Raw genomic sequence first — 24,604 nt, 5'->3', positions numbered from 1 at the left:
ATGCAGAATCGTCCGTCTTGACCCGAGATACAAACGGCCTCGCAATAATGCAATAGCATTTGATCGTTTTTTGTAATTTTATAACCGAGCGGATGCAGAAAATCCGCTCATACCCCGCTGCACCCGCGAAATAGATGGTCGATCGAGGCGGCATAATAGGCCACCACGGGCCGCTCCGCCTCGGTAATCACAAAGGCACCGTGCCGTTCCTCGATCATCCCGCGCTTGCGCAGCACCTGTATCCCGAACCGCGCCGCATAGCCCAGATCCTTGCGCGGCAGATGCACATGCGCGCGCGGCGCCTCTGCCAGCATCTCCGCCAGCGCCGCATCCAGCCCCTCGCGCGTCAGCGGCCCCTCGGCCCGGATCAGCGCGCGCGCCACCAAAGGCACCGGCAGCACCGGCACCTCGGCCCCGATCCGCGCCATCAGCGCCCGCGCCAGCCCCTCGACCCCCGCCGCCGGATGATCGCGCTCGAACTCCGCCAGCGACATCGGCGCGCCAAAACTCACCGCCGCATAGCCATGCCGGTGATAGCGCCGCCTCAGCCGCAGCCACACCTGCCGCAGCACGAACCCCGCCACAACGCTGATCCGCGCCGGAAACCGCCGCCCGCCCGCCTGCTCTGCGGCCACCAACAGCCGATCCTCGAACACCCGGTCATAATTGATCGCCACGGGTACGAACACCACATCGCGCCCTCCTGGGCGGCGCTCCTCCACCAGATACTTCAACAAACCCAGCTTGGGCGGCTGCAACCCGCCTGACAGGCTCAGCCCGCCTTCGGGAAACATCGCCTGCGTCACGCCGCCATCCGTGGCCATACCCACATAGCGCGCCAGCACCCGCCGATAGAGATCGCCGCGCGATTTGCGCCTTATGAAATAGGCCCCCATCGCCTTGATCAACCGGCTCAGCGGCCAGACCCGCGCCCATTCTCCCACCGCATAGCTCAGCGCCGACCGCTCCGCCGCAAGCCACGTCACCAGCACATAATCCATGTTGCTGCGATGGTTCATCACAAAGACCACTGTCGCCTCGCGGTCCACCGCCTCCAGCGCCGCCTCGTCGAAATGCCCCAACCGCACGCGATAGAGCGACCGGCTCAGCCATTTCGCCAGCTTGATCGCAATGCCGAAATAGGCCGTGGCGGAGAAACTCGGCACGATCTCGCGCGCATAGCGCTTGGCCTGCTCAAAGGCCACGTTCTCGGGGATGCCCTCGGCCTGCGCATGGGCGGCAATCGCGAGGCTCACCTCGGGATCATAGATCAACCGTTGGATCATGTCATAGCGCCGCGCCAGCTTGAACGGCTCGATGGGGCGCTGCAACCGCGTGTTCAGCCGCGCCACCGCCCGTTCCAGCCTGCGCCGCAGGAACCACCGCACCGACGGAAAGAGAAAATGACTGGCAAAGGTGACGGCCGCAAACCCCACCAACAACACCAACGCCCAGAGCGGCATCTCCACGGTCTGTCCCATGACCGCACCAAATCAGGGTTTTGGGTTTTCGTAAATGCCCCAACCCATATGCCGCAATGCAGCGAATTGACAGCGCAACCTTCTTGCCTATACCCTGCGTCGAAACGAAACAAAATTACGCCCCCTGATTCACGAGGCCCCGTATGTCGCAGCCGCAGAAAGACAAGCCTTGGTTGATCCGCACCTATGCGGGCCATTCCACCGCCGCGAAATCCAACGCGCTCTACCGCGCCAATCTCGCCAAGGGGCAAACCGGCCTCAGCGTGGCCTTCGACCTGCCCACGCAGACCGGCTATGACAGCGACCATATCCTGAGCAAAGGCGAGGTGGGCAAGGTGGGCGTGCCCATCTGCCATCTGGGCGACATGCGGACGCTCTTCGACCAGATCCCGCTCGACCAGATGAACACCTCGATGACCATCAACGCCACCGCCCCCTGGCTCCTGGCGCTCTATATCGCCGTGGCCGAGGAACAGGGCGCCGATGTGACCGCCCTTCAAGGCACGGTGCAGAATGACCTCATCAAGGAATATCTCAGCCGGGGCACCTATATCTGCCCGCCCGCGCCCAGCCTCAAGATGATCGGCGACGTGGCCGAATACTGCTACACGAATGTCCCCAAATGGAACCCGATGAACGTCTGTTCCTACCATCTGCAAGAGGCGGGGGCCACGCCCGAGCAGGAACTGGCCTTTGCCCTTGCCACGGCCATCGCGGTGCTCGACGAATTGCGCCCGCGCGTGCCCGCCGCCGATTTCCCGGCGCTCGCGTCGCGGATTTCCTTCTTCGTCAACGCGGGCATCCGCTTTGTCACCGAAATGTGCAAGATGCGCGCCTTCGTCGATCTCTGGGATGAAATCCTCGAACAGCGCTACGGCATCCAGGACGCCAAGTACCGCCGCTTCCGCTACGGCGTGCAGGTCAATTCGCTGGGCCTCACCGAACAGCAGCCGGAAAACAACGTCTACCGCATCCTGATCGAGATGCTGGCCGTCACCCTCTCGAAACGCGCGCGCGCCCGCGCGGTGCAGCTTCCGGCCTGGAACGAGGCGTTGGGCCTGCCGCGCCCTTGGGATCAGCAATGGTCGATGCGGATGCAACAGATCCTCGCCTATGAAACCGACCTCCTTGAATTCGACGACCTCTTCGATGGCAACCCCGCCGTGGATGCCAAGGTCGAGGCGCTCAAGGACGGCGCGCGGCACGAGCTTGCCAATCTCGATTCCATGGGCGGCGCGGTGTCCGCCATCGCCTATATGAAGTCCCGCCTGGTCGAGTCGAACGCCGACCGCCTTGGCCGGATCGAGCGCAACGACACCATCGTCGTCGGCGTCAACCGCTGGCAAGAAGGAGAGCCCTCGCCGCTACAAACCGAGGATGGCGGCATCATGGTGGTTGATCCGGCGGTCGAGGCCGAACAGATCGCCCGCCTCAAGGACTGGCGCGCCGCCCGCGACGAGGCCGCCGTCAAATCCACCCTCGCCGCCCTGCGCGCCGCCGCCGCCGAGGGGCGCAACGTGATGGAGCCCTCTATCGCCTGCGCCCGCGCCGGTGTCACCACCGGCGAATGGGCCGCACAGATGCGCGCGGTCTTTGGCGAATATCGCGGGCCCACGGGCGTGTCTGCCAACCCCTCGAACCGGACCGAAGGTCTGGATCACATCCGCGATGCCGTCAACGCGGTCTCGGACCGGCTTGGACGCCGCCTCAAATTCCTTGTCGGCAAACCCGGCCTTGACGGCCATTCCAACGGGGCCGAACAGATCGCCTGTCGCGCCCGCGATTGCGGCATGGACATCGGATACGAGGGCATCCGCCTCACCCCGGAACAGATCGTCAATGCCGCGCTCGAAGATCGCGCCCATGTCGTCGGCCTCTCGATCCTCTCCGGCAGCCATATGCCGCTGGTCGAGGATCTGATGGACCGCATGCGCGCGGCGGGGGCTTGGCGACGTGCCGGTGATCGTCGGCGGCATCATCCCCGAGGATGACGCCCGCCGCCTGCGCGAAATGGGCGTGGCGCGGGTCTATACCCCCAAGGATTTCGAGCTCAACACCATCATGATGGATATCGTCACCCTCGTTGATCCTCAGGCGGTCGCGGCGGAATGACCGCCGCCTTGGAGATTCGCCCGATTGTGCCCGATGATCGCCCCGCCTGGGGCGATCTCTGGCGGGCGTATCTCGATTTCTACGAAACCACCCTGCCGGAAACGGTCTATGACACCACCTTTGGCCGGTTGCTCTCGCCCGATCACCCGGATCAGAACGGGCTGATCGCGCTCCTTGATGGCCGCGCCGTGGGTCTGGTGCATTACATCTATCACGCCCATAACTGGCGCGTGGAACAGGTCTGCTATCTTCAGGATCTCTACGCCGCCCCCGAGGCCCGCGGCATCGGCATTGGCCGCGCCCTGATCGAGGCGGTCTATGCCTGCGCCGATGCCGATGGGCGCCCGGCGGTCTATTGGATGACGCAAGAGTTCAACACAACCGCGCGCCAACTTTACGATCGCATCGCCACAGTGACCCCGTTCATCAAATACAGCCGTTAGAGCGGCTTGCGCCCCATCGAAGACACACCCGTCCCGGGCTTGGCCCGGGACCTCGCCAAGGCCCCGGCTCGGGGGCCGGGGCGATGTGACCCTGATCGGACGCAACGTGCTTTGATCGCAGACGCGCACCCGTCCCGTAACCTTTGGGTGGCGTCGCAAGGGGCTTCTCGCCTATGCTCCTATGACGTGCCTTTCGTTTCATCCCCATAGGCCGCCATGACAGACACGGCTAAATACCGCCGCCAGATCGAAATCCTCCGACACGCGGACGCCACCTCCGTGACCGAGATTCTCACGCGCCACGCCATCGTCGTCGGAGGCGCTGTCCTGCTCTGGATCGGCACGGGGCAGGCGCTCATGCTGGCATGGGGCTTTGGCTATAGTCTCCTCAACGGGATTTACATTCTCTTCCTGCGCTCCCCAAAACTGCCCAAAGGGCGCGCGACCTATTGCGCGCTCTTTCTCGCCAGCATGATCATCTCAAGCTGGTATGCAGCCATGACCGTTTATCTAACCACGCTCGATGCCCGGGTGTTCGAATTTATCGGTATCTGCGGGCTGATCGGCCTTGGCCTCTACAATCTCAGCCGGCACACCGATCTGACTTATCTGGCGATGTGGGACACGCTCCTGATCACATTCTGCGTCATCGGCATCGTGCTGGCCTTTGTCGCAAAGACCGAGACCCAGAGCCATCAGATCGCCATCGTCTTTGCCGGGTTCGGCATCAATGCCTATTATATGATGACCTATCTGTCGATGATGCGCACCCGCGCCACCCTGCGCAGCGCCCAAGAGGCCGAGGTGCAATCGCAAAAAATGCGTGCGGTCGGTCAACTGACCAGCGGCATCGCCCATGACTTCAACAACATCCTGACCGTGATCCGCGGCAATCTCGATCTGGCTTCGGAATTGCCCGATCCGGCCGAGCGGGAAACCATGCTGGATGAGGCCCGCACCGGATGCGACCGCGCTGCCCATCTGGTGCGGCAACTGCTGGCCTTTTCGCGCAAATCCCAGATGATCCGCAGCAACATCGCCCTTGGCCCCTTTCTCGAGGAATTTGCCCTCTCGCTGCGCCGCCTGCTGCCTGAATCCGTGCGCGTCGTTCTTTCGGGCAACTTGCCCGATCTCACCCTGCACGCAGACCGTCAATTGCTGGAAACAGCCCTGTTGAATTGTGCTATCAATGCCCGCGATGCGATGCACCCCGAGGGGGGCGTTTTGCGGCTTTCGGCTCAGGACAATCCCGACGCACGCGAGGTGGCTTTCCTGATCGAGGATACCGGCCCCGGTGTGCCCCCCGCCATGATCGACCGCATAACAGAGCCGTTCTTTACCACCAAGCAGGTGGGCGAGGGCTCGGGTCTTGGCCTCTCGATGGTCAAGGGCTTTGCCGAGCAGTCAGGCGGACGGCTCGAATTGCGCAACCGGCCGTCGGGCGGCCTGCAAGTGGCGCTGATCTTGCCGCTGATTTGAGGCAAGGCCATGCCCCCGCAGATCCCCGCCCCGGACCTGATCCGGGGCTCTCTGCGGATTTAATCGTCACGAGGCCCCCAAAATGCCCCACGACCTTACAAAATCCCCTTACAAAGCTTACAGAACTTACACAGGCAAACCGCCCAATCAAAAGGGCCGTCCCATCTGGGAACGGCCCTCTAGAAGTCGCGGAGGTGGGCCGGTTAGGCGCACCAATTCAGGTCGTTTTCACCCAAGGGCTGCCTCAGGCGATCCCCTCCCGAACTGTTCCGACACCTCGCTCCAATCCCTCTATAGACACTGGACCACCTCCTTTCGCTTGTTGAACTTATCCACAGGTTGCCACAGATTTTGTGCTTGTCAAAACAAAATCATGTGGTGCCCGCAAAAATTTTCGCATCATGCTGATTTATTCAGCCTGCAACACCGCAACGCACTGGCCCGGCAAATCAGCCATGGTCAATTCGCGCTTGGGCTTGGGCGCGGGCGCATTGGGATCGGGCGGTGGCGGGTTCAGGATATTGCGCACCCACTCTTGCGCCTCGGCACAGCCATCCCCCGGCGGCATCGGCTCTTGTGGCACGCAACCCGTTGCTCCGCTTGGACAATTCAGCCTGACATGGAAATGGTAATGATGCCCATACCACGGCCGAACCTTGCGCAACCACTCTCGATCACCGCCCTGTTCATCCTTGCACATCTGCACCTTGGCCCCCGGGAAAATGAAAATCCGGGCTGTGCGCGGGTCTTTGGCGGCGGCCTTTACGATCTCGTGATGGGCGCGGGTCCATTGGCTGTTGGTATAGGCGCCATTCGCCTTCTGCATTGAAATAGAAGAGATATTTTCTCTCTGCGTCGCACTCAGATTCAGATTGTCCGCCGGTCTCAGCCATATATCGGCATCCAATCCCATCTGATGACTGGCATGCCCTGTCAGCATCGGACCGCCCCGCGGCTGGCTGATATCCCCGACGTAGAGCCCGCTCCACCCCGGCTGCTGCGCCGCGACGCGCGACAATTTCTGAACCAGATCAATGGTTTCCGGGTGTCCCCAATTGCGATTGCGGCTCAGGCGCATGGCCTGCCAGGTGGGTCCACTCTCGGGCAGGGCGACGCCGCCCGCCAGACAACCCTTGGCATAGCTGCCATAAGCCGCCGGGCTATGCTCTGACGCACCGCGCTGCGCACCGAAAAGTTGTTTGGCATGAACACCTTGCATCGCGGCGGGGATGCTCTGACTGGACAAGACACCGCTTGCCTCAGGCTCCGGTTTGGATTGCATACAGCCCGCAAGCCCTAGCAACAGCGCACTTATGACGACGATCCGACCCATGTTTCCCTGTCCCCTTCCGCCTTGACCCAGCGTAACAGAACAAGGCCGATCACAAAAAGCAAAATCACCGGCGAAACCCCGATGCGCGCCGACCCGCTCAGCGTGGTCACAAGGCCGATGAGCGCCGGTGCCATAAATGCCGTCGCCCGCCCAGATAGCCCATAAAGTCCAAAGTTTTCAGTGGGTAAAGCCGGATCAGTATGCCGCACCATCAGCGACCGACTGGCCGATTGCAACACCCCACCAAAGCCACCGATCAGCACGCCACACCCGAAAAAGATCATATCCGGCAGCTTAGACCCCTCCGCCAGCGGCATCCCAAAAATCTGGCTCCGATCCATGCCTACCACGATCACGCAGACCCCCATCAGCGCCCAGATCGCCACTTTGATCACCGGCTTGGGGCCAAACCGCTTGTCCGCCTTGCCGCCAATCCAGCTAAACACCGCGCCGGCAATCGCCCCGATGATCCCGAAAATGCCCACAGAGGTGATCGACCAGTTCAACACCAGGATCGCATAGGTGCCGCCAAAACCGTAAAGCCCGTTGAGCGCATCGCGGTAGAACATCGACGAGCCGAGATAGGTGCTCAGGCTCAGCCTGTGGCGTAAGCTCTTGATTGTCTTTCGCAATGTCCCAAGCGCTGTGGCCACACCTCCACCCGGTCCCCGTGGCCCCGTATCCCGCACCCAGAGAAAATAGGGCACCATAAACACCACGAACCACAGCGCCGTGAACGGCCCTACAGCCCGCGTCCCCTCGCGCTGCGTGGCATCCAGCCCGAGGATCGGATCAAACCCGATCAGGGTCTTGCCACTTGACTGCTCGACCAAGAGCGCCAGCACGATCATCAGCGACAGGACCCCCCCCAGATAGCCAAAGGCAAACCCGGACCCCGAGATGTCGCCCACCTCCTCCGACTCGCCGAGCGAGGGCAGTTGCGAATTGATGAAGATCAGCGCGTATTCCGCCCCGATGAAACCAAACCCAAAGGCAAAAAGCCCCCACCAGAGGTTCGATCCATCCGGCAGCATGCCCCAGATCGCCGTGGCACCCAGAACGTAAATCATTGAAAACACGATGATCCATGGCAAGCGCCGCCCGGTGGTATCGGCAAAGGCCCCCATGATCGGTGCCCCCAACCCGATGATCAACCCCGTCACCGTCAGGCACCAAGACCACATCGCCTGCGCCTGCGCATCCGCCGCCTCTTCGATCAGCCCGCTGCCCATGAAATACTCGGACGCAACAGAGGCGAAATAGGGCCCAAAGACAAAGGTCACAAGCAGCGTGTGATAGGGCTGGCTAGCCCAGTCAAAGAAATACCAGCCCCAGATCCGCTTGCGCTGCGATATGCCTGCCATGCCCCAACCCCTTTGGTTTCAAGGGGATATGACAACCCTTGCAGGGTTTGCGCAAGCTATTCCTGTGTGTCCGGCATGGGCGGCCAAGGACGTGTGGCATCCGCCGCGATCCAGGCTGCGGCCCAGTCCGGCAGATCGGGCGCGCGCATGTCCTGCCCCATTTCGGCAACGGCACGGTCCGGCGCGATGATCCCCTCGCGCCCCGTGATGGCCGCGCGGAGCAGGATGTGGTTGGCGCATTCGCCCGATGCTTTCCACATGGACTGCTCGACATAGACGAATTTATCATCCCAGGACAGCAGGCGAGACCGCATTTCGATCCGCTCGAACATGGTGATCCGGCGGCGATAACGCACGCTCGCCCCGGCAATCGCCAAACCCCAGCGATTGCGCTTGAGCGCGCCAATCAGCCCCACACGCCCCGCCAGTGGTATCCGTCCCAGATCAAAGATCGTCAGCGTCCGCCCATTGTTCAACTCTCGCCACAGGTCGATGTCCCAAGGCATGCAAATGTGGTGCGACACATGCGTCCCCGTCAGCGGCAGGCGCGGGGAATTGCGGTGCAGGTAGAATTGCCACATCAGGCGCAGAACGGGATACATGCTCGGTCTCCTTCGCGGGCGGCTTGGCATCCGCGCCGGGGCGCGTCAACCGCGACCGCGCGTCAGGCTTGCGCTTTGGCGCGCGCTTGCATAGGTCATAGGCGGCCAGACCCAGAGGATATCCGCCCATGCAATCGCTTTTCCAGATCCTAATGCTCATTCTCGACATCCTGTGGTTCTTCATCATCGCGCATGTGATCATGTCCTGGCTGATCAATTTCCAGGTTCTGAACCTGCGGCAGCAATTTGTGGCGCAGGTCTGGTATGGCCTCAATCGCCTGCTAGAGCCGATTTATGGCCGTGTACGCCGCATACTTCCGCCCATGTCCGGGATTGATCTGGCCCCACTGGTGGTTCTGGTGGCGGTTTATGCCCTGCGAATCGTGCTGATCAACAACGCCGCGGCGTTTTACTGATTTCCGGGGCTTGTTCACCTAATCTTAGTATGAAAAACCTCTTGTAAGAGCAGATATAGTCAAACCTTACAGGGGTCTCATGCCAAGCGCCGCCACGCTATTGCGCGATGTGTTCGGATTCGATGCCTTTCGTCCCGGGCAGGAAGAGATCATTCACACCGTCGCCACCGGCTGCAACACGCTGGCTATCATGCCCACAGGGGGCGGCAAATCCCTGTGCTTTCAAATCCCTGCGCTAATGCGCGAGGGTGTGACCGTGGTCATATCCCCCCTCATTGCCTTGATGCGCGATCAAGTCCGAGCGCTCAGGGCGGCGGGGGTCGAGGCGGGCGCGCTTACCTCTGGCAATACCGACGAAGAGACGGCCGAGGTTTGGCAGGCACTGGAGGCGGGTCGTTTGCGCCTTCTTTATATCGCGCCCGAACGACTTGCGGCGGGCTCTGCCCTTGGCATGCTGCGCCGCATCGGTGTAGGCCTCATCGCCGTGGACGAGGCCCATTGTGTGAGCCAATGGGGCCATGATTTCCGCCCCGATTACCTGCGCATCGGAGAACTCAGGCGCGCGCTCAACGTGCCGCTTGCGGCCTTTACCGCCACCGCCGATGCCGAAACCCGCGACGAGATCGTCGACAAGCTCTTTGACGGGCAGCCGCCGCAGACCTTCTTGCAAGGTTTTGACCGGCCCAATATCCACATGGCCTTTGCCGCAAAGGACAATCCGCGCGCACAGATCATGGAGTTTGCCGCCGCCCGCAAGGGGCAGTCGGGCATCGTCTATTGCGGCACCCGCGCCAAGACCGAAACCCTTGCGCGCGCGCTCTCTGACGCCGGCCATTCCGCCTGCGCCTATCACGGCGGGATGGAGGCCGAGGCGCGGCGTATCGTCGAAGGGCGGTTCAGCAGCGAGGATGGGCTTATCGTGGTGGCCACCGTCGCCTTTGGCATGGGCGTGGACAAGCCCGATATCCGCTGGGTCGCGCATGCCGACCTGCCCAAATCCATCGAAGGCTATTATCAGGAGATCGGCCGCGCCGGGCGCGATGGTGCCCCTGCCGAAACGCTCACGCTCTTTGGCCCCGACGACATCCGCCTGCGCCGCACCCAGATCGACGAAGGGCTTGCCCCGCCTGACCGGCGCATGGCCGATCATGGGCGGCTCAACGCGCTTCTGGGTCTGGCCGAGGCATTGGAATGCCGACGCGCCACGCTTCTGCGCTATTTCGGCGAGAGCGCCGCGCCTTGTGGCAATTGCGACCTCTGCGATACCCCACCCGATACCTTTGACGGCACCGAGGCGGTGCGCAAGGCGCTATCGGCGATCCTGCGCACCGGCGAGAGTTTTGGTTCTGGCCATCTGATCGACATTCTGACAGGCACCGCGACCGACAAGGTGCGCCAACGCGGACATGAAACACTTCCGACCTTTGGCGTCGGGCGCGATATGGACAAACGCGGCTGGCAGGGCGTGTTTCGGCAGATGATGGGGCGTGACCTCATTCGTCCTGACCGCGAGCGGCATGGCGCGCTGGTGATGACGGAAACTGCCCGCCCGATCCTGCGTGGTGAAGAGAGCGTGACCCTGCGCCGCGATACGATCGACCATACCCCCCGCCCCGCCGTGCGTGCGCTCGTGTCTGACGAGGATGCGCCGCTTCTCTCGGCGCTCAAGGCCAAGCGCCGCGCGCTGGCAGAGGCGGCGGGCGTTCCGGCCTATATCGTCTTCAACGACCGGACCCTGATCGAAATGGCTGAAACCCGGCCTGAAACGCTGGACCAGATGGCCCGGATCAGCGGCGTCGGCGCCAAGAAGCTGGAGCGCTATGGCGCAGAGTTTCTCGAAGTGATCACCGGAGCAAGCGCGACCGTGCATCCGACCCGCCGCAAGCTGGCAGGCAGCACCGCAGGCGAAGTTTACGACCGGCTGATGCAGGTGCAGGCCGACCTGAGCCGGGGCGAGACAGGCATCGAGCGCCCGCTCAGTTGCTCTGCCGCACTTCTTGCCAAGGTGGCCAGCCAGAGACCCCGCACCGCGCAAGAGATGCAGCGCCTCTTGGGCGAGAAATACGCCGACCGTTTTGGCGCCGCCTTTCTGGACGTTCTGCACGCCGCGTCCTAGATCACAGACTGCGTTGTCAAAAGGATCAATACATGCTTGTCGTCGTCTCCCCAGCCAAGAAACTCGACATGAGCCCGGTCAAAGGGATCACGCCGACGCGCCCCACCTTTGCCCAGGAGGCCGAGGATCTGGCGCGGGTTGCGCAGGGATTGAACGTGGGCGAGTTGCAAAAGCTGATGCATATCAGCGAAAACCTCGCGCGCCTCAACGCCGACCGGTTTGCCGAGTTTGGCCAGATGGAGGAGAAGCCCGCCGCTCTTGCCTTTGCCGGTGACACGTATCAGGGGCTTGAGGCGGGATCACTGGACCCGGACGAACTGTCTTGGGCGCAGGATCATTTCCGCATTCTGTCCGGGCTTTACGGGCTTTTGCGCCCCCTTGATGCGATCCAGCCCTACCGTCTTGAAATGGGCAGCCGGCTGAAGACCGCGCGCGGCAAAACGCTCTATGACTATTGGGGCGCGCAGATCTCAGAGGCACTGAATGCGCAGGCGGAAACGCTCCGGACCGACACGCTGATCAATTGCGCCAGTCAGGAATATTTCGGCGCGGTTGACCGCAAGGCGCTGCGCCTTCGTGTGGTCACGCCGGTGTTCATGGAGGAAAAGGCGGGCACGCCAAAGATCGTCAGCTTTTACGCCAAGCGGGCGCGGGGCGCGATGGCACGCTTCATCATCCAGAACCGCCTGACGGATCCCGACGCCATTCTGGATTTTGACAGCGGCGGCTATCGCCATGAGGCCAGCCTGTCGAAACCCGATCAGCCGGCGTTCCTGCGCGATCATCCGACCGCCTGAACCGAGCGGGCCACGCCGTCGGGCGCACGTGCGCCACTGGGACAGGCCGCGCGGATATGGCCAAGGATCATCTCCTTGCGCAGCGGTTTGGTCAGATAATGATCAAGACCGGCCGCCATGATGTCCGTGTCATCCCCGGTCATCGCATGGGCCGTCATTGCCACGATGGGAACGTGGCCACCGCTTTGCGCCTCAAGCGCGCGAATGGCGCGCGTGGCCTCTTTGCCGTCCATCTTGGGCATCGAAATATCCATGAAAATCACGTCTGGTGCCAGAGAACGAAAGAGGTCAACCGCCTCGGAACCATTCTCGGCAAAGATCAGCTCGATGTCCAACCCCTTGACCATGTTGGAAAAGACCAGCCGATTGGTGCGGTTATCCTCAGCCGCCAGCACCCGCATCGCGCGGTCGGGCGCGGTGACAGGGGGCATCACGGCAGCCAGGGCAGCAAAGAGATCCTGCCGCGCCACAGGCTTTTGCAACACCGCCTGCACATGGGCGCGCGCCGGATCCTGTTCGGCATAGCCGGTGTTCGAACTAAGCAGCAGAAAGGGTATGTCGTGCCCCGCGTCGCGCAGCGCCTCGGCAAGCTCCAACCCATCCATCCCGGCCAAGTTGTGATCGCTGACCACCAGATCAAACCCCGCGCCCACCTGCGCCAAGGCCTCTGCCGCGCTCTGGCAAGAGACCGCCGTGATCCCCAACTGGTCCAATTGCCGCTCCAGAATGGCGCGGCTGGCTGTCTGCGGCTCGACGATCAGCGCCCTGCACGGGCCGTTGATCAGGTTGGGCACGTCGACCTCGACAATCTCTGCCAGTGGCAAAGAAACCGAAAACCCAAAGATCGACCCTTTGCCCTGCTCGGACTCGACCCAGATCTTGCCACCCATCATCCGGATCAGCTTTTGCGAGATGGCAAGGCCAAGACCCGTGCCCTCGAACTTGCGGTTGCGTTCGTCGTCGACCTGATTGAACTCACCAAATATGTGGTCAATCTTGTCCAGCGGAATCCCGATCCCGGTATCCTCGACTGTGACATGAATGCTCGCTCGCCCCTCGGCATCAGGATGCAGGCCCGTCACCCGCACCAGAACATGACCCGTTTCGGTGAATTTCACCGCATTGCCGAGAAGGTTGGTCATGATCTGCCGGATACGTCCTGGATCACCCACGAACCGCGTCGGCAGGAAGAGATCGTAATCCACCAGCAACTCCAGCCCCTTATCACGGGCATTGACCTGCATCAGCGTCACCAGCTCGTGAATACATCGTTCCAGGTCAAAGGGTTCGGCGTGCAGAACCAGCTTTTCAGCCTCGATCTTGGAGTAGTCCAGCACATCATTGATGATCACCAGGAGCGCCTCGCCAGAGTTCTTGATGGTCGAGGTAAAGAGCCGCTGTTCTTCGGTCAGCTCGGTTTCCATCAACAGTTCTGCCATGCCGACAACGCCGTTCATCGGCGTGCGGATTTCATGACTCATATTGGCGAGAAAGGATGATTTCGCCCGGTTCGCGGCCTCCGCACGACGGCGGGCATCCTTGAGCTCTTTTTCATAGCGAATCGTATCGGTGATGTTGAGGGCAAGACTTACGACATCGCCGCCATGTCCGCGCTGATCGATCAGCTTGATATACTGGCCATTCCAGAGGCGGATCACTTCTGGCTCAGGTTGCGTGCTTTGCCAGCGGTCCAGCATCTTCTCGCGCCATTCATGCGGTTTCAACCCGCCGATGTTGACGATTCCCTCTTCAGTGATGAATTGCAGGATCTCGATGTAGCTGACACCGGGCTTGACCGCCTCCAACCCGTCAAAAACCGCAAGATAGGCATTGTTGGCCGCGATCATACGGCTATCGGCGTCGAAAAAGGCAAAACCGTCCTGAATGGTCTCGATCGAATGCCAGAGGCGGCGCTCGGCAATCTCGACCTTTTGATAGGCGACGTTCAGATCGGATTTGACACGCTGGTTCTCGTCTCGGACGGTCTGAACCTCTGCCCGTGTCTCATGAATCTCGTGCGAGAGGGCCAATGCATGCTTGCCCAGCTTGCGATTGGCGGCCTGTAATTCGGCCTGTTTCTGTTCCAATAGCCGCTCTGCGGCCAGTCTGGCGCGCCGTTCTTCTGCCAGTTTGTTCGCAAGGCTCATGCCCGTTCTCCGACATGCCGGATCGTGATCGTGTCACCATCCGGCATCGTCGTGAACAAGTGGTTAAGGCCGCTGGAAATACCCGCTCAGAGACGCTCGATCGCGAGAGCAATCCCCTGACCACCACCAATGCACATGGTGATGATCGCACGCTTGCCCCCGGTCCGCTCCAGCTCATAGAGCGCTTTGACCGTCAGGATCGCTCCGGTTGCCCCAACCGGATGGCCAAGCGCGATCGCGCCGCCATTGGGATTGACACGGGCGGGATCAAGGCCAAGCCCCTTGTTGACCGCAAGTGCTTGGGCCGCAAAAGCTTCGTTGGATTCGATCACGTCAAAATCGGACGCCTCGTGTCCAATCCGCTTGAGCAGCATTTCCACCGCAGGCACCGGGCCAATGCCCATCACCTGAGGGCGCACACCGGCGTGGGCATAACCAAGGATACGCGCACGCGGCTTGAGACCTGCGGCCTCTGCGGCATCGGCACGCGCCAAAACAAGGGCGGCAGCGCCATCGTTGATGCCGCTCGCATTACCGGCGGTGACGGTGCCATCCTTCTGAAACACGGTCTTGAGACCAGCAAGCGCCTCGGCGGTGGTTGCTTTGGGATGCTCATCGGTGTCAAACGCCACCATATCGCGCTTTACGCGCACCTCGACAGGCACGATCTGAGATTTGAATCGCCCCTCGCTGATCGCCACACCGGCGCGTCGCTGACTCTCTAGCGCAAAGGCATCCTGATCCGCGCGACTGATCCCATGCTCCGCCGCGACATTCTCGGCGGTGACGCCCATATGCCCGGTGCCAAAAGGACAGTTGAGCGCGCCCAACATCATGTCGAGCGTTTTCACGTCACCCATCTTGGCACCCCACCGTTGGTCGGGGATGATAAAGGGCGAGCGGCTCATATTCTCGGACCCGCCTGCAAGACCGAAATCGGCATCGCCCAGCATAAGGGACTGCACCACCGAAACAATCGCCTGCGCACCAGAACCGCAGAGCCGGTTGACGTTCATCGCCGGTGCCGTGTCCGGGATGCCCGCCTCCATCGCCGCCACACGGCTGACATACATATCGCGCGGTTCGGTATTGATGACATGGCCAAACACCACGTGACCGATTTGCCCGCCCTCAACCCCAGCCCGGGCAAGCGCCTCACGCGCCACGATGGCCCCGAGAGCGGTGGGCGGCGTGCCCGCAAGCGCTCCACCGAAAGTGCCAATCGCTGTGCGGCATCCGTCCAGAATCACGATGTCAGTCATGGGTATCCTCCCCCCGGGTTGCTTTGGCACGAGCCTAGCGGCAGGGGCGCCCCCATGGCAACGGGGACGTGTCGTCAGAGGCTAGACATGCCCCAATCAGAGAGGGATTCGGCCCGTCTCCGTCAAGAGCCAGGCATCGCGCCCCTCGAACACCGCTGGCCAAAGCGGACGCCCATAGGCGGCCCCCCCGTCCAGATCAATACGGTTGCCGAAATGAGTGGGCATCTCGAGCGCGGTGTGACCATGAACCACGAGCCAGGGATGCGGGGCCTCGTAATCCAGAAATCCGTCCCTGATCCACATCAGGTCGGCAGGGTCTTGGGCGGGCAGGCTGAGGCCGGGGCGGATTCCGGCATGAACAAAGAGCAACTCCCCCGCCTCTTGCCAGAGCGGCAGAGCGGTCAGCCAGTCACGATGCGCCTGAGGCACGGCACGGCGGGCGGCCTCCCACTCGGTCGTGTATTCACTCACGTCGAGCCCGTATGAGGCGAGCGTCGCGGCCCCACCCAAGCGGTAATGCAACCACGACAGGCCAGAGCGGATATGCGGGGACTGGATCACGCCGCTATCCAGAAAATCGACGAACATCTGATCGTGATTGCCGCGCAGCACGGTCCATGGCCGCCCCTGTGCCTGACCCGTCATAAGACGGTCGATCACGGCCCGGCTATTCGGCCCCCGGTCCACCAGATCGCCAAGAAATATGATCCGCGCGTCTTTCCCACCATCGCGAGCAATCCGGTCAAGCGCATCTTCGAGCAGGGCATCCTGCCCGTGAATATCGGGAATGGCATAAATCACTTCAGTCATGGTGCCGTTGAACCCCTGTGCGCGGCGGATGTCCAGCGATTCCCACTAGGGTTACAGGATGCAGGCCAAACGCTCGCGCAGCCAGCGATGCGCCGGGTCGTTCTGCGACCGGACATGCCAGATCATCGCCACCTCGGTCGCAGGAGTTGGTTCAGGAAGGGCGTACACAGCCAGACCCTGACGCGCGGCCAGATGCTCGGCCAAGGGCCGGGGCAGTATCGACACCAGCGGGGTGCACCCCAAGAGGGTCGCAAGCGTGTGCAGATCAGGCAGGGTGATCACCGCCCGCCCGTGCCCATTGCCGGGGGCAGCGACACAATCCGCACGCGGCAATTCTGCCACCAGGTCTGGAGAGAGCGTGTCACCGGGGGCAATCCCTGCCGCGGCCAAACGCGGATGATCGGCCCGCGCCAGCACCATAGGACCCGCGCGATAGAGCGGCTGTGCCGCCGCCCAATCCGGCAGATCGCACATCGGGCAAAGCGCCATATCAGCGCGCTTGAGCAAAAGCGCTTCAGTGGGATCAGCGCCGGGCATTGTCGCACAAAAAAGAGTGACGCCTGGCGCCTCGGAAGCCAGATATGCCATCAGCTCGGGCAAGAGATGCGCACCCCAGAATTCCGCCCCCAAGATATGGAAATGCCGTTCGGACCGAGCAGAATCAAAGCTCGTTGGACGTGCCAGCAGCGCTTCGGCTTCGGCGAGAATGGCCCGTACGGGTTGGGCGAGGGATTGCGCATAATCTGTTGGTACCAGATGCCGTCCTTCACGCAGAAAAAGAGGATCATTCAACGCCTGTCGCAACCGCCCAAGGGCCGAAGACACGGCTGGCTGGGAAAGGCCCACCTGTTGCGCTGCAATGGTCGTGGAACGGGTGATAAGCAACGCGTCGAGTACGCGCAAAAGGTTCAAGTCAAACTTTGCAAAATCCATCGAGTTCAAGACAGCCTGTCTGGCAGATTTTCCTGATCTTAAGATTGCCCACACCAAGAAATTAGGCAGGCACCGAGTGGTTTTAGAGCGGCGAAAGGCGCTTTCAAGAAATTTTTACCCAAAACTTCAGCAAGACAGAAAGCCGCCGCCCTGCGCATGCAGGACGGCGGTCAATCGGTAGAAATAGGGCCCTAAGCCAAGTCTGGGTGGGGCGTCAGCTCACGTCGAATTTCAACTCGCGAATTTGCTGGAACTTTCCCGTGTCATGCAACGCCTTGATCGCCTCAGAGGGCACCGGGGCATCAACATAAAGAAGCGCAATCGCCTCACCGCCCGCATCGGCGCGCCCGAGGGTAAAGTTGGCGATATTGACGCCATGATCGCCCATCGTCTGACCAAGCGTACCAATAATGCCTGGCACATCCTCGTTGGTGGTATAGAGCATGTGACGACCGATTTCGGCGTCGATGTTGATCCCCTTGATCTGGATGAAACGCGGCTTGCCATCGGAGAACACCGTACCGCCAATCGAGCGCTCGCGCTTGTCTGTGACTACGGTAATCTTGACATAACCTTCAAAGGCACCTGATTTGTCCTGCTTGGTGGTGCTGATCTTGACACCACGCTCCTTGGCCACAACAGGGGCTGAGACCATGTTAACCTCAGGGTTCACCGATTTCATGATCCCCGCCACAGCCGCAGAGGTGAGCGCGCCCAGGTTCATCTCGGAAACGACACCGTCATAAAGGATGTTGATCGCCTTGATCGGCTCATCGGTCATCTGACCGATGAAGTTGCCCAAATGATCCGCCAGCTTGATCCACGGCCCCATCACCTTGGCCTCTTCTGCCGTGACCGACGGCATGTTGAGGGCATTGGTGACAGCCCCGGTCAGAAGGTAATCGGACATCTGTTCCGCCACCTGCAAGGCAACATTTTCCTGCGCCTCTGTCGTGGCAGCCCCAAGATGCGGCGTGCAGACCACATTAGGCAGGCCAAAGAGCGGGTTTTTCACCGCCGGTTCCTCGGTGAACACATCAAAGCCCGCGCCCGCAACATGGCCGGATTTCAGGAGGTCCGCGAGCGCCTGCTCATCCACCAGACCGCCACGCGCGCAGTTGATGATGCGCACGCCCTTCTTGGTTTTCTCCAGGTTTTCGCGGCTGAGGATATTACGGGTCTGATCGGTCAACGGCACATGCAGCGTGATGAAATCGGACCGCTTAAGCAATTCCTCAAGCTCGACCTTTTCCACGCCCATCTTGTCGGCCTTTTCCTGACCAAGGAAGGGATCGTAGGCGATCACCTTCATCTTGAGGCCGCGCGCCCGGTCACAGACGATGCCACCGATATTGCCTGCGCCAATCACCCCAAGGGTCTTGTTGAAAAGCTCAACGCCCATGAACGCGTTCTTTTCCCATTTGCCAGCATGGGTCGAGACAGAGGCCTCGGGCAGTTGGCGTGCGACGGCGAACATCATCGCAATCGCGTGCTCGGCGGTCGTGATCATGTTGCCAAAGGGCGTGTTCATCACGATCACGCCCTTCTTCGAGGCGGCTTCCTTGTCGATGTTGTCGGTGCCGATCCCGGCCCGCGCAATCACCTTGAGTTTATGGGCATTGGCAAGGATCTTCTCCGTGACCTTGGTCGCGGAGCGGATGGCGAGGCCATCATAGTCACCGATCACCTCGGCGAGTTTTTCCTTGTCCTTGCCCAGTTCCGGGCGAAAATCCACCTCGATGCCCCGATCACGAAAGATCTGGACGGCGGTTTCAGAGAGTTTGTCGGATACGAGAACCTTGGGGGCCATCTGTCTGGTCCTTTTATGAAAACTTTGGGGGAGGGGCCCGGAGTCTTTGAAAGACTCCGGGCCGCTTTTTTTTCAAGAAATCGGGATCAGGCTGATACGGACAGCGCTGCGATCTCGGTCTCGAACGCCCATTTGATCCACGGCATGAGGGCCGCGACATCAGCGGTCTCGATCGTGCCACCACACCAGATGCGCAGACCAGCGGGCGCATCTCGATAGGCACCGATGTCATAAGCCACACCCGCTGTTTCCAGCCGCTTGGCAACCGCCTTGGCGAACGCGGCGCCATCGGTGATCCGGGCATCCTCAAAGGTCAAACACACCGATGTATTCGAGCGGATCGCCGGATCAGCCGCGAGAAACGCCAGCCAATCATTCTGCGCCACGAATTCCTCGACCGCCGCCAGATTGGCATTGGCGCGCGCTTGCAGACCGGCCATGCCGCCCACAGAAGCCGCCCAATCGAGCGCAACAAGGTAATCCTCGACCGCCAGCATCGAAGGCGTGTTGATGGTCTCGCCGACAAAGATACCGTCGATCAGCTTGCCACCCTTGGTCAGGCGGAAGATCTTGGGCAGGGGCCATGCGGGGGTATAGCTTTCGAGCCGCTCCACCGCGCGCGGGCTAAGGATCAGCATACCATGCGCCGCCTCGCCCCCCAGCACCTTTTGCCAAGAGAACGTCGTCACATCGAGCTTGTCCCACGGCAGATCCTGCGCAAAGGCCGCGCTGGTTGCGTCACAGATCGTCAGACCCTTACGATCCGCCTTGATCCAGTCGCCATTCGGCACGCGCACGCCAGAGGTGGTGCCGTTCCAGGTAAAGACAACATCCTTGTCGGTATCGACCGAGGAAAGATCGACGATCTGCCCATATTCGGCGGTCTTGACCACCGCGTCGAGCTTGAGTTGCTTGACCACGTCCGAGACCCAGCCTGCGCCGAAACTCTCCCACGCCAGCATCTCGACCGGGCGCGCGCCCAGAAGGCTCCACATCGCCATTTCCACGGCGCCGGTGTCAGAGGCGGGCACGATGCCGATCTTGTACTCGGCAGGCACGCCCAGAATGGCGCGCGTGTTCTCGATTGCGGCCTTTAGCTTGGCCTTGCCCACAGCAGCACGGTGGCTGCGGCCCAGAGGGGCGTCAGATAGCATGTCGAGCGTGAATGTGGGGATCTTGGCACAGGGGCCAGAGGAAAAACGCGGATTTGCCGGCCGCGTCGCCGGTGCTTCAATAGCCATTTAGCTACCCTCTCAGATAAGCGCCCCTCGTTGGGGAGGGGTGTCCCACGGACCGGATTACGGGCAACCGGGGTCTTTCGCAAGCGCAGAAATGACGCTAGAACGCCGCTTGAGTGAGAAATTGCGACACCGCGCGCCTACGATCGGAAACTTGCCCCATGTTCACCACCACCTTGATCGCCGCACCCGGCGCGCTGCAACCCGCTCTGGCCGAGGCGTTGCGCAACGCCTGGGGCGGCGGCGCGGTGCAATGGCTGGCCCCTGATGAAGCAGCGGAATTTGACATGGCGCATGTGCCTGGCAACCGGTGGGAGGTCTGGGCCGAGTTGCAAAACCAAGGCGTTGATCTGGTGGTTCAGCCCACCGAGGGACGGCGCAAGAAGATGCTGCTCGCCGACATGGACAGCACCATGATCCAGCAGGAATGTATCGACGAGCTGGCCGAGGTTGCGGGTGTGGGCGCGCATGTCCGCGCCATCACCGCGCGGGCGATGAATGGCGAACTGGATTTTGAGGGCGCGCTGATCGAACGTGTGGCGCTGCTAAGGGATTTGCCCGAAACGGTGATCGGAGAGGTTCTGTCCAGCCGGATTACCTATATGCCGGGCGGCGATGCCTTGGTGGCCACGATGCGGGCCAACGGTGCCTATTGCGCGCTGGTCTCGGGCGGGTTCACCGCGTTCACAGCCTCTGTTGCAGCACATCTTGGATTTGACGAGAACCGCGCCAACACGCTTCTGGCCGAGAATGGGCGTCTTCTTGGCGACGTTGCCCGCCCCATTCTGGGGCGCGCGGCCAAGGTGCAAGCGCTGAAAGAGATCAGCGCACGGCTGGGGATCACAGAAACCGACGTTCTCGCGGTCGGGGATGGGGCCAATGATCTTGGCATGCTGGGCCGTGCGGGCGCGGGCGTGGCGCTTCATGCCAAGCCAAGCGTTGCCGCCCAATGCGACATCCGCATCAATCACGGAGATCTGACGGCGCTCCTATACATCCAAGGCTATGCGCGGGATCAGTTCGTGACCTGAGACCCATGTAGAGGGTTAAAAATTGGCGGTCACACCCGGCAGGTTCAGCGCCTTGATCAATTCGCGCAATTCCTGACGCGCGGCGATGTTCGAGATATTGAGACCCTTCACGCCAATATCCTTGAGGTCGAGCAGGGTCAGGCCGCGCGGGAACAATTCGCGAAAGATCACCCGCTCGTTGAACCCCGGTGCCACGCGAAAACCGATCCGCTTGGCAAGTTTATCGACGGCATCGCCCATCTTCTTCTTGTTGACCATCTGTTGCGCGCCAAGACGGTTGCGCACCACGACCCAGTCAATCGCGCGCAATCCGGCTTGCGCTCGCAGTTGTCGCGCGCTCCAGACCATTTCGGAATAGACCGAGGGACCAAGGATCTTTTTGCCGTCGCTGTCGATCCGGGCCAACAGGTCAAAGTCGATGAAGCTATCGTTGAGCGGTGTGACCAGCGTATCGGCGAGGCTATGGGCCACCTGGCTCAGTCGGGTGTGCGAACCTGGGCAGTCGATCACGATGAAATCGCTGTCCGCCTCCAGTTCCGCCACCGCCGCCGAAAGGCGCCGGTCATAGACATTCTCGCCCGGCTTGAGCTGATCCGCAGCCACTTCGGGCAATTCGTGATACCGTGGGCTGGGCAGATCGAGGCCCGACGTCGCCATGAACTTGGCGCGGTTTTCGGCGTAGCGACCAAAGGTACGCTGGCGCAAATCGAGATCAAGCGCGCTGGTCTTGTGGCCCATCCGGGCCAGAGCCGTCGCCACATGCATCGACACGGTCGATTTGCCCGCGCCGCCCTTTTCATTGCCGACGACGATGATATGCGCCATTGTCCATTTCCCCTTGGTCGCGAGGTGCGGATCATTGCCGCCCCCGGTCTTTTTGCCGGACATTACCCGGCTGCGCTGCAATAGGGAAGTGCGCCCCGGCTGGTCAAGCGCCTTTGGCTCTGGCACCTGCCGCACACCAAGGCTAGGGTCGCGCCATGACGCAAACTGCACTGACCTATTCGCCCGATCAGGCCGAGGCGCATGACCGTATCGCCGCGGCGCTGCGCGGTGTTGGCGTGGATATCGACACCGTTATGTTGACACCGCCACGCGAAGGCAAGCGTGTGGTTCTGGCTGTTACCGGCAAGGCGGGATCTGGCAAGACGCTGCTCTTGGCGGCCCTCTACCGCGCGCTGGAGGAGGCCGGCGTCGAGATTGTTTCGGGCGATTACGAAAGCCGCAAACGCCGGGACAAACGCACCCTGGCCATTCTTGCCCCCACCAACAAGGCGGCGAGCGTATTGCGCATGCGTGGCGTGCCGGCCACCACCATCCACCGCATCCTCTACACCCCAGTCTATCACCCGGAGTATGAGAAGATCGCCGAATGGCTGGCCGGTCAGGGTGAACGCCCCGAGATCGAGGGGTTGACAGATCTGGCGCTCGACCGAGCCTTTGCGTTTTATCAGAGCAACAAATCCATTCCCGGCGCGCTCGCGGCGGCTGGCCTGCGCGGGTCGGATTTCATCACCGGCTGGAAGCGCCGTGAAGAGCCGCTGGATATTGGCTTTGTCGATGAAGCAAGCATGCTTGACGCACAGCAGTTCGAAGACCTGCAAGAGATTTTCCCGACCCTTCTGCTCTTTGGCGATCCGGCACAATTGCCGCCTGTCAAATCTACGGGCGGGATGGTGTTTGAAACCTTGCCCGCCCCTGCGCGGCTGGAGCTAAGCCGTATTCATCGGCAGGACGCGGATAACCCGATCCTTGATCTGGCCCACGCCCTCGCCGATCCTGCGCTGGAATTTCACCATTTCGAGCGGATGATCGAGGACGCAGCGCGAAAGGATGAGCGGGTAAGATGGGCCGAGCGGGTTGAGGTCGATCTGATGGCGCGATCACCGGTTCTGGTCTGGCGCAATGCCACGCGCATCCGCCTGATCAATGCCTTTCGTGCCGTGCATGGCGCGCCCGAAACCGCGCTCTTGGCAGGCGAGCCGCTGATCTGCGACGGAATCGAACTGCCGCTCAAGCATCGAAAGAAGCGGCTTGATCTCGAGGCGCGCGGGCTGATCAAGGGGGCGCAGGTGGTTTACCTTGGGCCGGGGCGCAAACCAGGCTTTTCGCGTCTGCATGTGATCGGGGCCGAAGACCCGCAAATCTCGGCCGCTTCCATCGTCAAGATCGAAAAGCCAGATGAGGAAGAGCCGTTCATCCCCTTTGCCGCAAACATGGGGGCCACCTTTTTGCATGGCGCAGCAGTGACAATCCACAAGGCGCAAGGAAGCCAATGGTCCGATGTACAGGTGTTCGCCCCGGACATCTATGCCGCCGCGCAGATGGGCCGGTCAGAGGCGGGCCAACCCCTCTGGAAAAGGCTGGCCTATGTTGCGATCACCCGCGCCGAAGAGCGCCTGCACTGGATCGTGCGCAACCGACTGTCCAAACCGACGGCACCGCTCACGGTCGATGATTTGCGCGGAGGGCCTGCACCTCTGCAACTCGAACAGGAGGATGAGACATGAAAACCGTGCTGATCACCGGGGCAAGCGCCGGTATCGGGGCCGCCTGCGCGCGTGCCTTTCTGGAGGCTGGATGGCATGTGGGGCTGATGGCGCGACGCGCCGAGGCGCTCGAGGCGGTGGCCAACGGGTATGAAAACGCCGTGATCCTGCCGGGCGATGTCACGGACCCTGGCGATGTGGTGCGGGTGTTCGAGGATTTCATCGCCCGCGCCGGTCGGCTTGACGTGCTCTTCAACAACGCCGGCAGTTTTGGTCGCGCCGCGATGATCGACGAGTTGAGCTTTGAGGAGTGGCGCCGGGTCGTGGATGTGAATCTGAATGGCATGTTTCTCTGTGCCCGCGCGGCCTTTGCCCAAATGCGCAATCAATCCCCGATGGGGGGGCGGATCATCAACAATGGCTCGATTTCCGCACATGCGCCGCGCCCCGGTTCGGTGGCCTATACCACCACCAAACATGCAATCACCGGCTTGACCAAGACACTCAGCCTTGATGGCCGCCCCTATGACATCGCTTGCAGCCAGATCGACATCGGCAACGCCCGCACCGAATTGCTGGAAGGGATCATCGCCGCAAATCCTGATGCACCCCCTCCCACGATGGACGTCGCGCATGTGGGCGCATCGGTGCTGCACATGGCAGAGTTACCGCTCGAGGCGAATGTGCAGTTCATGACGCTGATGGCGACGAAGATGCCCTATATCGGGCGAGGTTAAAGGA

Annotated in this window: 19 protein-coding genes and 1 pseudogene; 9 read left to right on the top strand and 11 right to left on the bottom strand. The window is 61.5% G+C overall.

Features of this window, described 5'->3' with window-relative positions; all coding sequences use genetic code 11:
- Positions 1-107: 107 nt before the first annotated feature.
- On the bottom strand, positions 108-1,481 hold the full coding sequence (locus ROSMUC_RS19890; RefSeq protein WP_037276603.1) for a 1-acyl-sn-glycerol-3-phosphate acyltransferase: 1,374 nt from the start codon (positions 1,479-1,481) through the stop codon (positions 108-110).
- A 143-nt stretch (positions 1,482-1,624) separates the two neighbouring features.
- On the opposite strand from ROSMUC_RS19890, the pseudogene ROSMUC_RS19885 reads away from it, so the two are divergent.
- The 3 genes and pseudogenes from ROSMUC_RS19885 to ROSMUC_RS19875 all read left to right on the top strand — a co-directional run bounded on the left by ROSMUC_RS19885 (position 1,625) and on the right by ROSMUC_RS19875 (position 5,515).
- A pseudogene (locus tag ROSMUC_RS19885) lies at positions 1,625-3,593 on the top strand (methylmalonyl-CoA mutase family protein).
- On the top strand, positions 3,590-4,036 hold the full coding sequence (locus ROSMUC_RS19880; RefSeq protein WP_037276602.1) for a GNAT family N-acetyltransferase: 447 nt from the start codon (positions 3,590-3,592) through the stop codon (positions 4,034-4,036). The pseudogene ROSMUC_RS19885 and the gene ROSMUC_RS19880 overlap by 4 nt, the downstream one beginning before the upstream one ends.
- A gap of 216 nt (positions 4,037-4,252) precedes the next feature.
- Complete coding sequence (locus ROSMUC_RS19875; RefSeq protein WP_052115458.1) at positions 4,253-5,515, top strand: sensor histidine kinase; 1,263 nt, start codon at positions 4,253-4,255, stop codon at positions 5,513-5,515.
- 409 nt (positions 5,516-5,924) lie between these two features.
- On the opposite strand, the gene mepA is transcribed toward ROSMUC_RS19875, so the two are convergent.
- From mepA to ROSMUC_RS19860, 3 genes are read right to left on the bottom strand one after another with little or no spacing between them, the layout of a single operon-like run.
- The gene (gene mepA / locus ROSMUC_RS19870) at positions 5,925-6,848 is read right to left on the bottom strand and encodes a penicillin-insensitive murein endopeptidase (protein ID WP_037276600.1); all 924 of its coding nucleotides are present in this window, start codon (positions 6,846-6,848) and stop codon (positions 5,925-5,927) included.
- Positions 6,827-8,212, bottom strand: coding sequence for an MFS transporter (locus ROSMUC_RS19865; protein ID WP_037276598.1), 1,386 nt, complete (start codon positions 8,210-8,212; stop codon positions 6,827-6,829). Before ROSMUC_RS19865 ends, mepA begins: the two co-directional genes overlap by 22 nt.
- A gap of 56 nt (positions 8,213-8,268) precedes the next feature.
- Entirely contained in the window at positions 8,269-8,814 is a 546-nt protein-coding gene (locus ROSMUC_RS19860; RefSeq protein WP_037276595.1) for an acyl-CoA thioesterase, read from the bottom strand.
- Positions 8,815-8,942: 128 nt separating this feature from the next.
- Between ROSMUC_RS19860 and ROSMUC_RS19855 the strand changes: the two genes are divergently transcribed.
- From ROSMUC_RS19855 to yaaA, 3 genes are all read left to right on the top strand, one after another.
- Positions 8,943-9,230 (top strand): YggT family protein, encoded by a 288-nt coding sequence (locus ROSMUC_RS19855; protein WP_037276593.1) that lies wholly within the window; start codon positions 8,943-8,945, stop codon positions 9,228-9,230.
- A 79-nt stretch (positions 9,231-9,309) separates the two neighbouring features.
- Positions 9,310-11,346, top strand: coding sequence for a DNA helicase RecQ (gene recQ, locus ROSMUC_RS19850; RefSeq protein WP_037276591.1), 2,037 nt, complete (start codon positions 9,310-9,312; stop codon positions 11,344-11,346).
- Positions 11,347-11,378: 32 nt separating this feature from the next.
- On the top strand, positions 11,379-12,143 hold the full coding sequence (gene yaaA, locus ROSMUC_RS19845; protein ID WP_037276589.1) for a peroxide stress protein YaaA: 765 nt from the start codon (positions 11,379-11,381) through the stop codon (positions 12,141-12,143).
- Here yaaA and ROSMUC_RS19840 read toward each other — a convergent pair.
- The 6 genes from ROSMUC_RS19840 to ROSMUC_RS19815 all read right to left on the bottom strand — a co-directional run bounded on the left by ROSMUC_RS19840 (position 12,128) and on the right by ROSMUC_RS19815 (position 20,346).
- Complete coding sequence (locus tag ROSMUC_RS19840) at positions 12,128-14,290, bottom strand: response regulator (RefSeq protein WP_037276586.1); 2,163 nt, start codon at positions 14,288-14,290, stop codon at positions 12,128-12,130. The two genes, yaaA and ROSMUC_RS19840, sit on opposite strands and share 16 nt — an antisense overlap.
- An 86-nt stretch (positions 14,291-14,376) precedes the next feature.
- Complete coding sequence (locus ROSMUC_RS19835) at positions 14,377-15,552, bottom strand: acetyl-CoA C-acyltransferase family protein (RefSeq protein WP_037276585.1); 1,176 nt, start codon at positions 15,550-15,552, stop codon at positions 14,377-14,379.
- Positions 15,553-15,648: 96 nt separating this feature from the next.
- A complete protein-coding gene (locus ROSMUC_RS19830; RefSeq protein WP_037276584.1) occupies positions 15,649-16,362 on the bottom strand; it encodes a metallophosphoesterase family protein in 714 nt (237 codons plus the stop codon).
- 51 nt (positions 16,363-16,413) lie between these two features.
- Positions 16,414-17,295, bottom strand: coding sequence for a LysR family transcriptional regulator (locus ROSMUC_RS19825; RefSeq protein WP_037276579.1), 882 nt, complete (start codon positions 17,293-17,295; stop codon positions 16,414-16,416).
- Between the two features lie 214 nt (positions 17,296-17,509).
- Positions 17,510-19,105: a phosphoglycerate dehydrogenase gene (gene serA / locus ROSMUC_RS19820; RefSeq protein WP_037276577.1), complete on the bottom strand. Its 1,596-nt coding sequence runs from the start codon at positions 19,103-19,105 to the stop codon at positions 17,510-17,512.
- An 86-nt stretch (positions 19,106-19,191) separates the two neighbouring features.
- The gene (locus ROSMUC_RS19815) at positions 19,192-20,346 is read right to left on the bottom strand and encodes a phosphoserine transaminase (RefSeq protein ID WP_037276575.1); all 1,155 of its coding nucleotides are present in this window, start codon (positions 20,344-20,346) and stop codon (positions 19,192-19,194) included.
- A gap of 158 nt (positions 20,347-20,504) precedes the next feature.
- Here ROSMUC_RS19815 and serB point away from each other — a divergent pair, with 158 nt between their 5' ends.
- Entirely contained in the window at positions 20,505-21,374 is an 870-nt protein-coding gene (gene serB / locus ROSMUC_RS19810) for a phosphoserine phosphatase SerB (protein ID WP_037276574.1), read from the top strand.
- 15 nt (positions 21,375-21,389) lie between these two features.
- On the opposite strand, the gene ROSMUC_RS19805 is transcribed toward serB, so the two are convergent.
- Positions 21,390-22,199, bottom strand: coding sequence for a division plane positioning ATPase MipZ (locus ROSMUC_RS19805; RefSeq protein WP_037276889.1), 810 nt, complete (start codon positions 22,197-22,199; stop codon positions 21,390-21,392).
- A gap of 155 nt (positions 22,200-22,354) precedes the next feature.
- On the opposite strand from ROSMUC_RS19805, the gene ROSMUC_RS19800 reads away from it, so the two are divergent.
- Together ROSMUC_RS19800 and ROSMUC_RS19795 are read left to right on the top strand one after the other, a co-directional pair.
- Positions 22,355-23,884 (top strand): AAA family ATPase, encoded by a 1,530-nt coding sequence (locus tag ROSMUC_RS19800; RefSeq protein ID WP_037276572.1) that lies wholly within the window; start codon positions 22,355-22,357, stop codon positions 23,882-23,884.
- The gene (locus tag ROSMUC_RS19795; RefSeq protein WP_037276570.1) at positions 23,881-24,600 is read left to right on the top strand and encodes an SDR family oxidoreductase; all 720 of its coding nucleotides are present in this window, start codon (positions 23,881-23,883) and stop codon (positions 24,598-24,600) included. The genes ROSMUC_RS19800 and ROSMUC_RS19795 overlap by 4 nt, the downstream gene beginning before the upstream one ends.
- Positions 24,601-24,604: the final 4 nt, after the last annotated feature.

Source organism: Roseovarius mucosus DSM 17069, from assembly GCF_000768555.3.
In the GTDB taxonomy this organism is placed as follows: Bacteria; Pseudomonadota; Alphaproteobacteria; order Rhodobacterales; family Rhodobacteraceae; genus Roseovarius; species Roseovarius mucosus.
This window is presented reverse-complemented; position numbering and strand designations above follow the sequence as displayed.

Bases quoted from the DNA above. Each gene is read 5' to 3' on its own strand.
- ROSMUC_RS19890 (WP_037276603.1), bottom strand. From the start codon at position 1,481: ATGGGACAGACCGTGGAGATGCCGCTCTGGGCGTTGGTGTTGTTGGTG.
- ROSMUC_RS19880 (WP_037276602.1), top strand. From the start codon at position 3,590: ATGACCGCCGCCTTGGAGATTCGCCCGATTGTGCCCGATGATCGCCCC.
- ROSMUC_RS19875 (WP_052115458.1), top strand. From the start codon at position 4,253: ATGACAGACACGGCTAAATACCGCCGCCAGATCGAAATCCTCCGACAC.
- mepA (WP_037276600.1), bottom strand. From the start codon at position 6,848: ATGGGTCGGATCGTCGTCATAAGTGCGCTGTTGCTAGGGCTTGCGGGC.
- ROSMUC_RS19865 (WP_037276598.1), bottom strand. From the start codon at position 8,212: ATGGCAGGCATATCGCAGCGCAAGCGGATCTGGGGCTGGTATTTCTTT.
- ROSMUC_RS19860 (WP_037276595.1), bottom strand. From the start codon at position 8,814: ATGTATCCCGTTCTGCGCCTGATGTGGCAATTCTACCTGCACCGCAAT.
- ROSMUC_RS19855 (WP_037276593.1), top strand. From the start codon at position 8,943: ATGCAATCGCTTTTCCAGATCCTAATGCTCATTCTCGACATCCTGTGG.
- recQ (WP_037276591.1), top strand. From the start codon at position 9,310: ATGCCAAGCGCCGCCACGCTATTGCGCGATGTGTTCGGATTCGATGCC.
- yaaA (WP_037276589.1), top strand. From the start codon at position 11,379: ATGCTTGTCGTCGTCTCCCCAGCCAAGAAACTCGACATGAGCCCGGTC.
- ROSMUC_RS19840 (WP_037276586.1), bottom strand. From the start codon at position 14,290: ATGAGCCTTGCGAACAAACTGGCAGAAGAACGGCGCGCCAGACTGGCC.
- ROSMUC_RS19835 (WP_037276585.1), bottom strand. From the start codon at position 15,552: ATGACTGACATCGTGATTCTGGACGGATGCCGCACAGCGATTGGCACT.
- ROSMUC_RS19830 (WP_037276584.1), bottom strand. From the start codon at position 16,362: ATGACTGAAGTGATTTATGCCATTCCCGATATTCACGGGCAGGATGCC.
- ROSMUC_RS19825 (WP_037276579.1), bottom strand. From the start codon at position 17,295: ATGGATTTTGCAAAGTTTGACTTGAACCTTTTGCGCGTACTCGACGCG.
- serA (WP_037276577.1), bottom strand. From the start codon at position 19,105: ATGGCCCCCAAGGTTCTCGTATCCGACAAACTCTCTGAAACCGCCGTC.
- ROSMUC_RS19815 (WP_037276575.1), bottom strand. From the start codon at position 20,346: ATGGCTATTGAAGCACCGGCGACGCGGCCGGCAAATCCGCGTTTTTCC.
- serB (WP_037276574.1), top strand. From the start codon at position 20,505: ATGTTCACCACCACCTTGATCGCCGCACCCGGCGCGCTGCAACCCGCT.
- ROSMUC_RS19805 (WP_037276889.1), bottom strand. From the start codon at position 22,199: ATGGCGCATATCATCGTCGTCGGCAATGAAAAGGGCGGCGCGGGCAAA.
- ROSMUC_RS19800 (WP_037276572.1), top strand. From the start codon at position 22,355: ATGACGCAAACTGCACTGACCTATTCGCCCGATCAGGCCGAGGCGCAT.
- ROSMUC_RS19795 (WP_037276570.1), top strand. From the start codon at position 23,881: ATGAAAACCGTGCTGATCACCGGGGCAAGCGCCGGTATCGGGGCCGCC.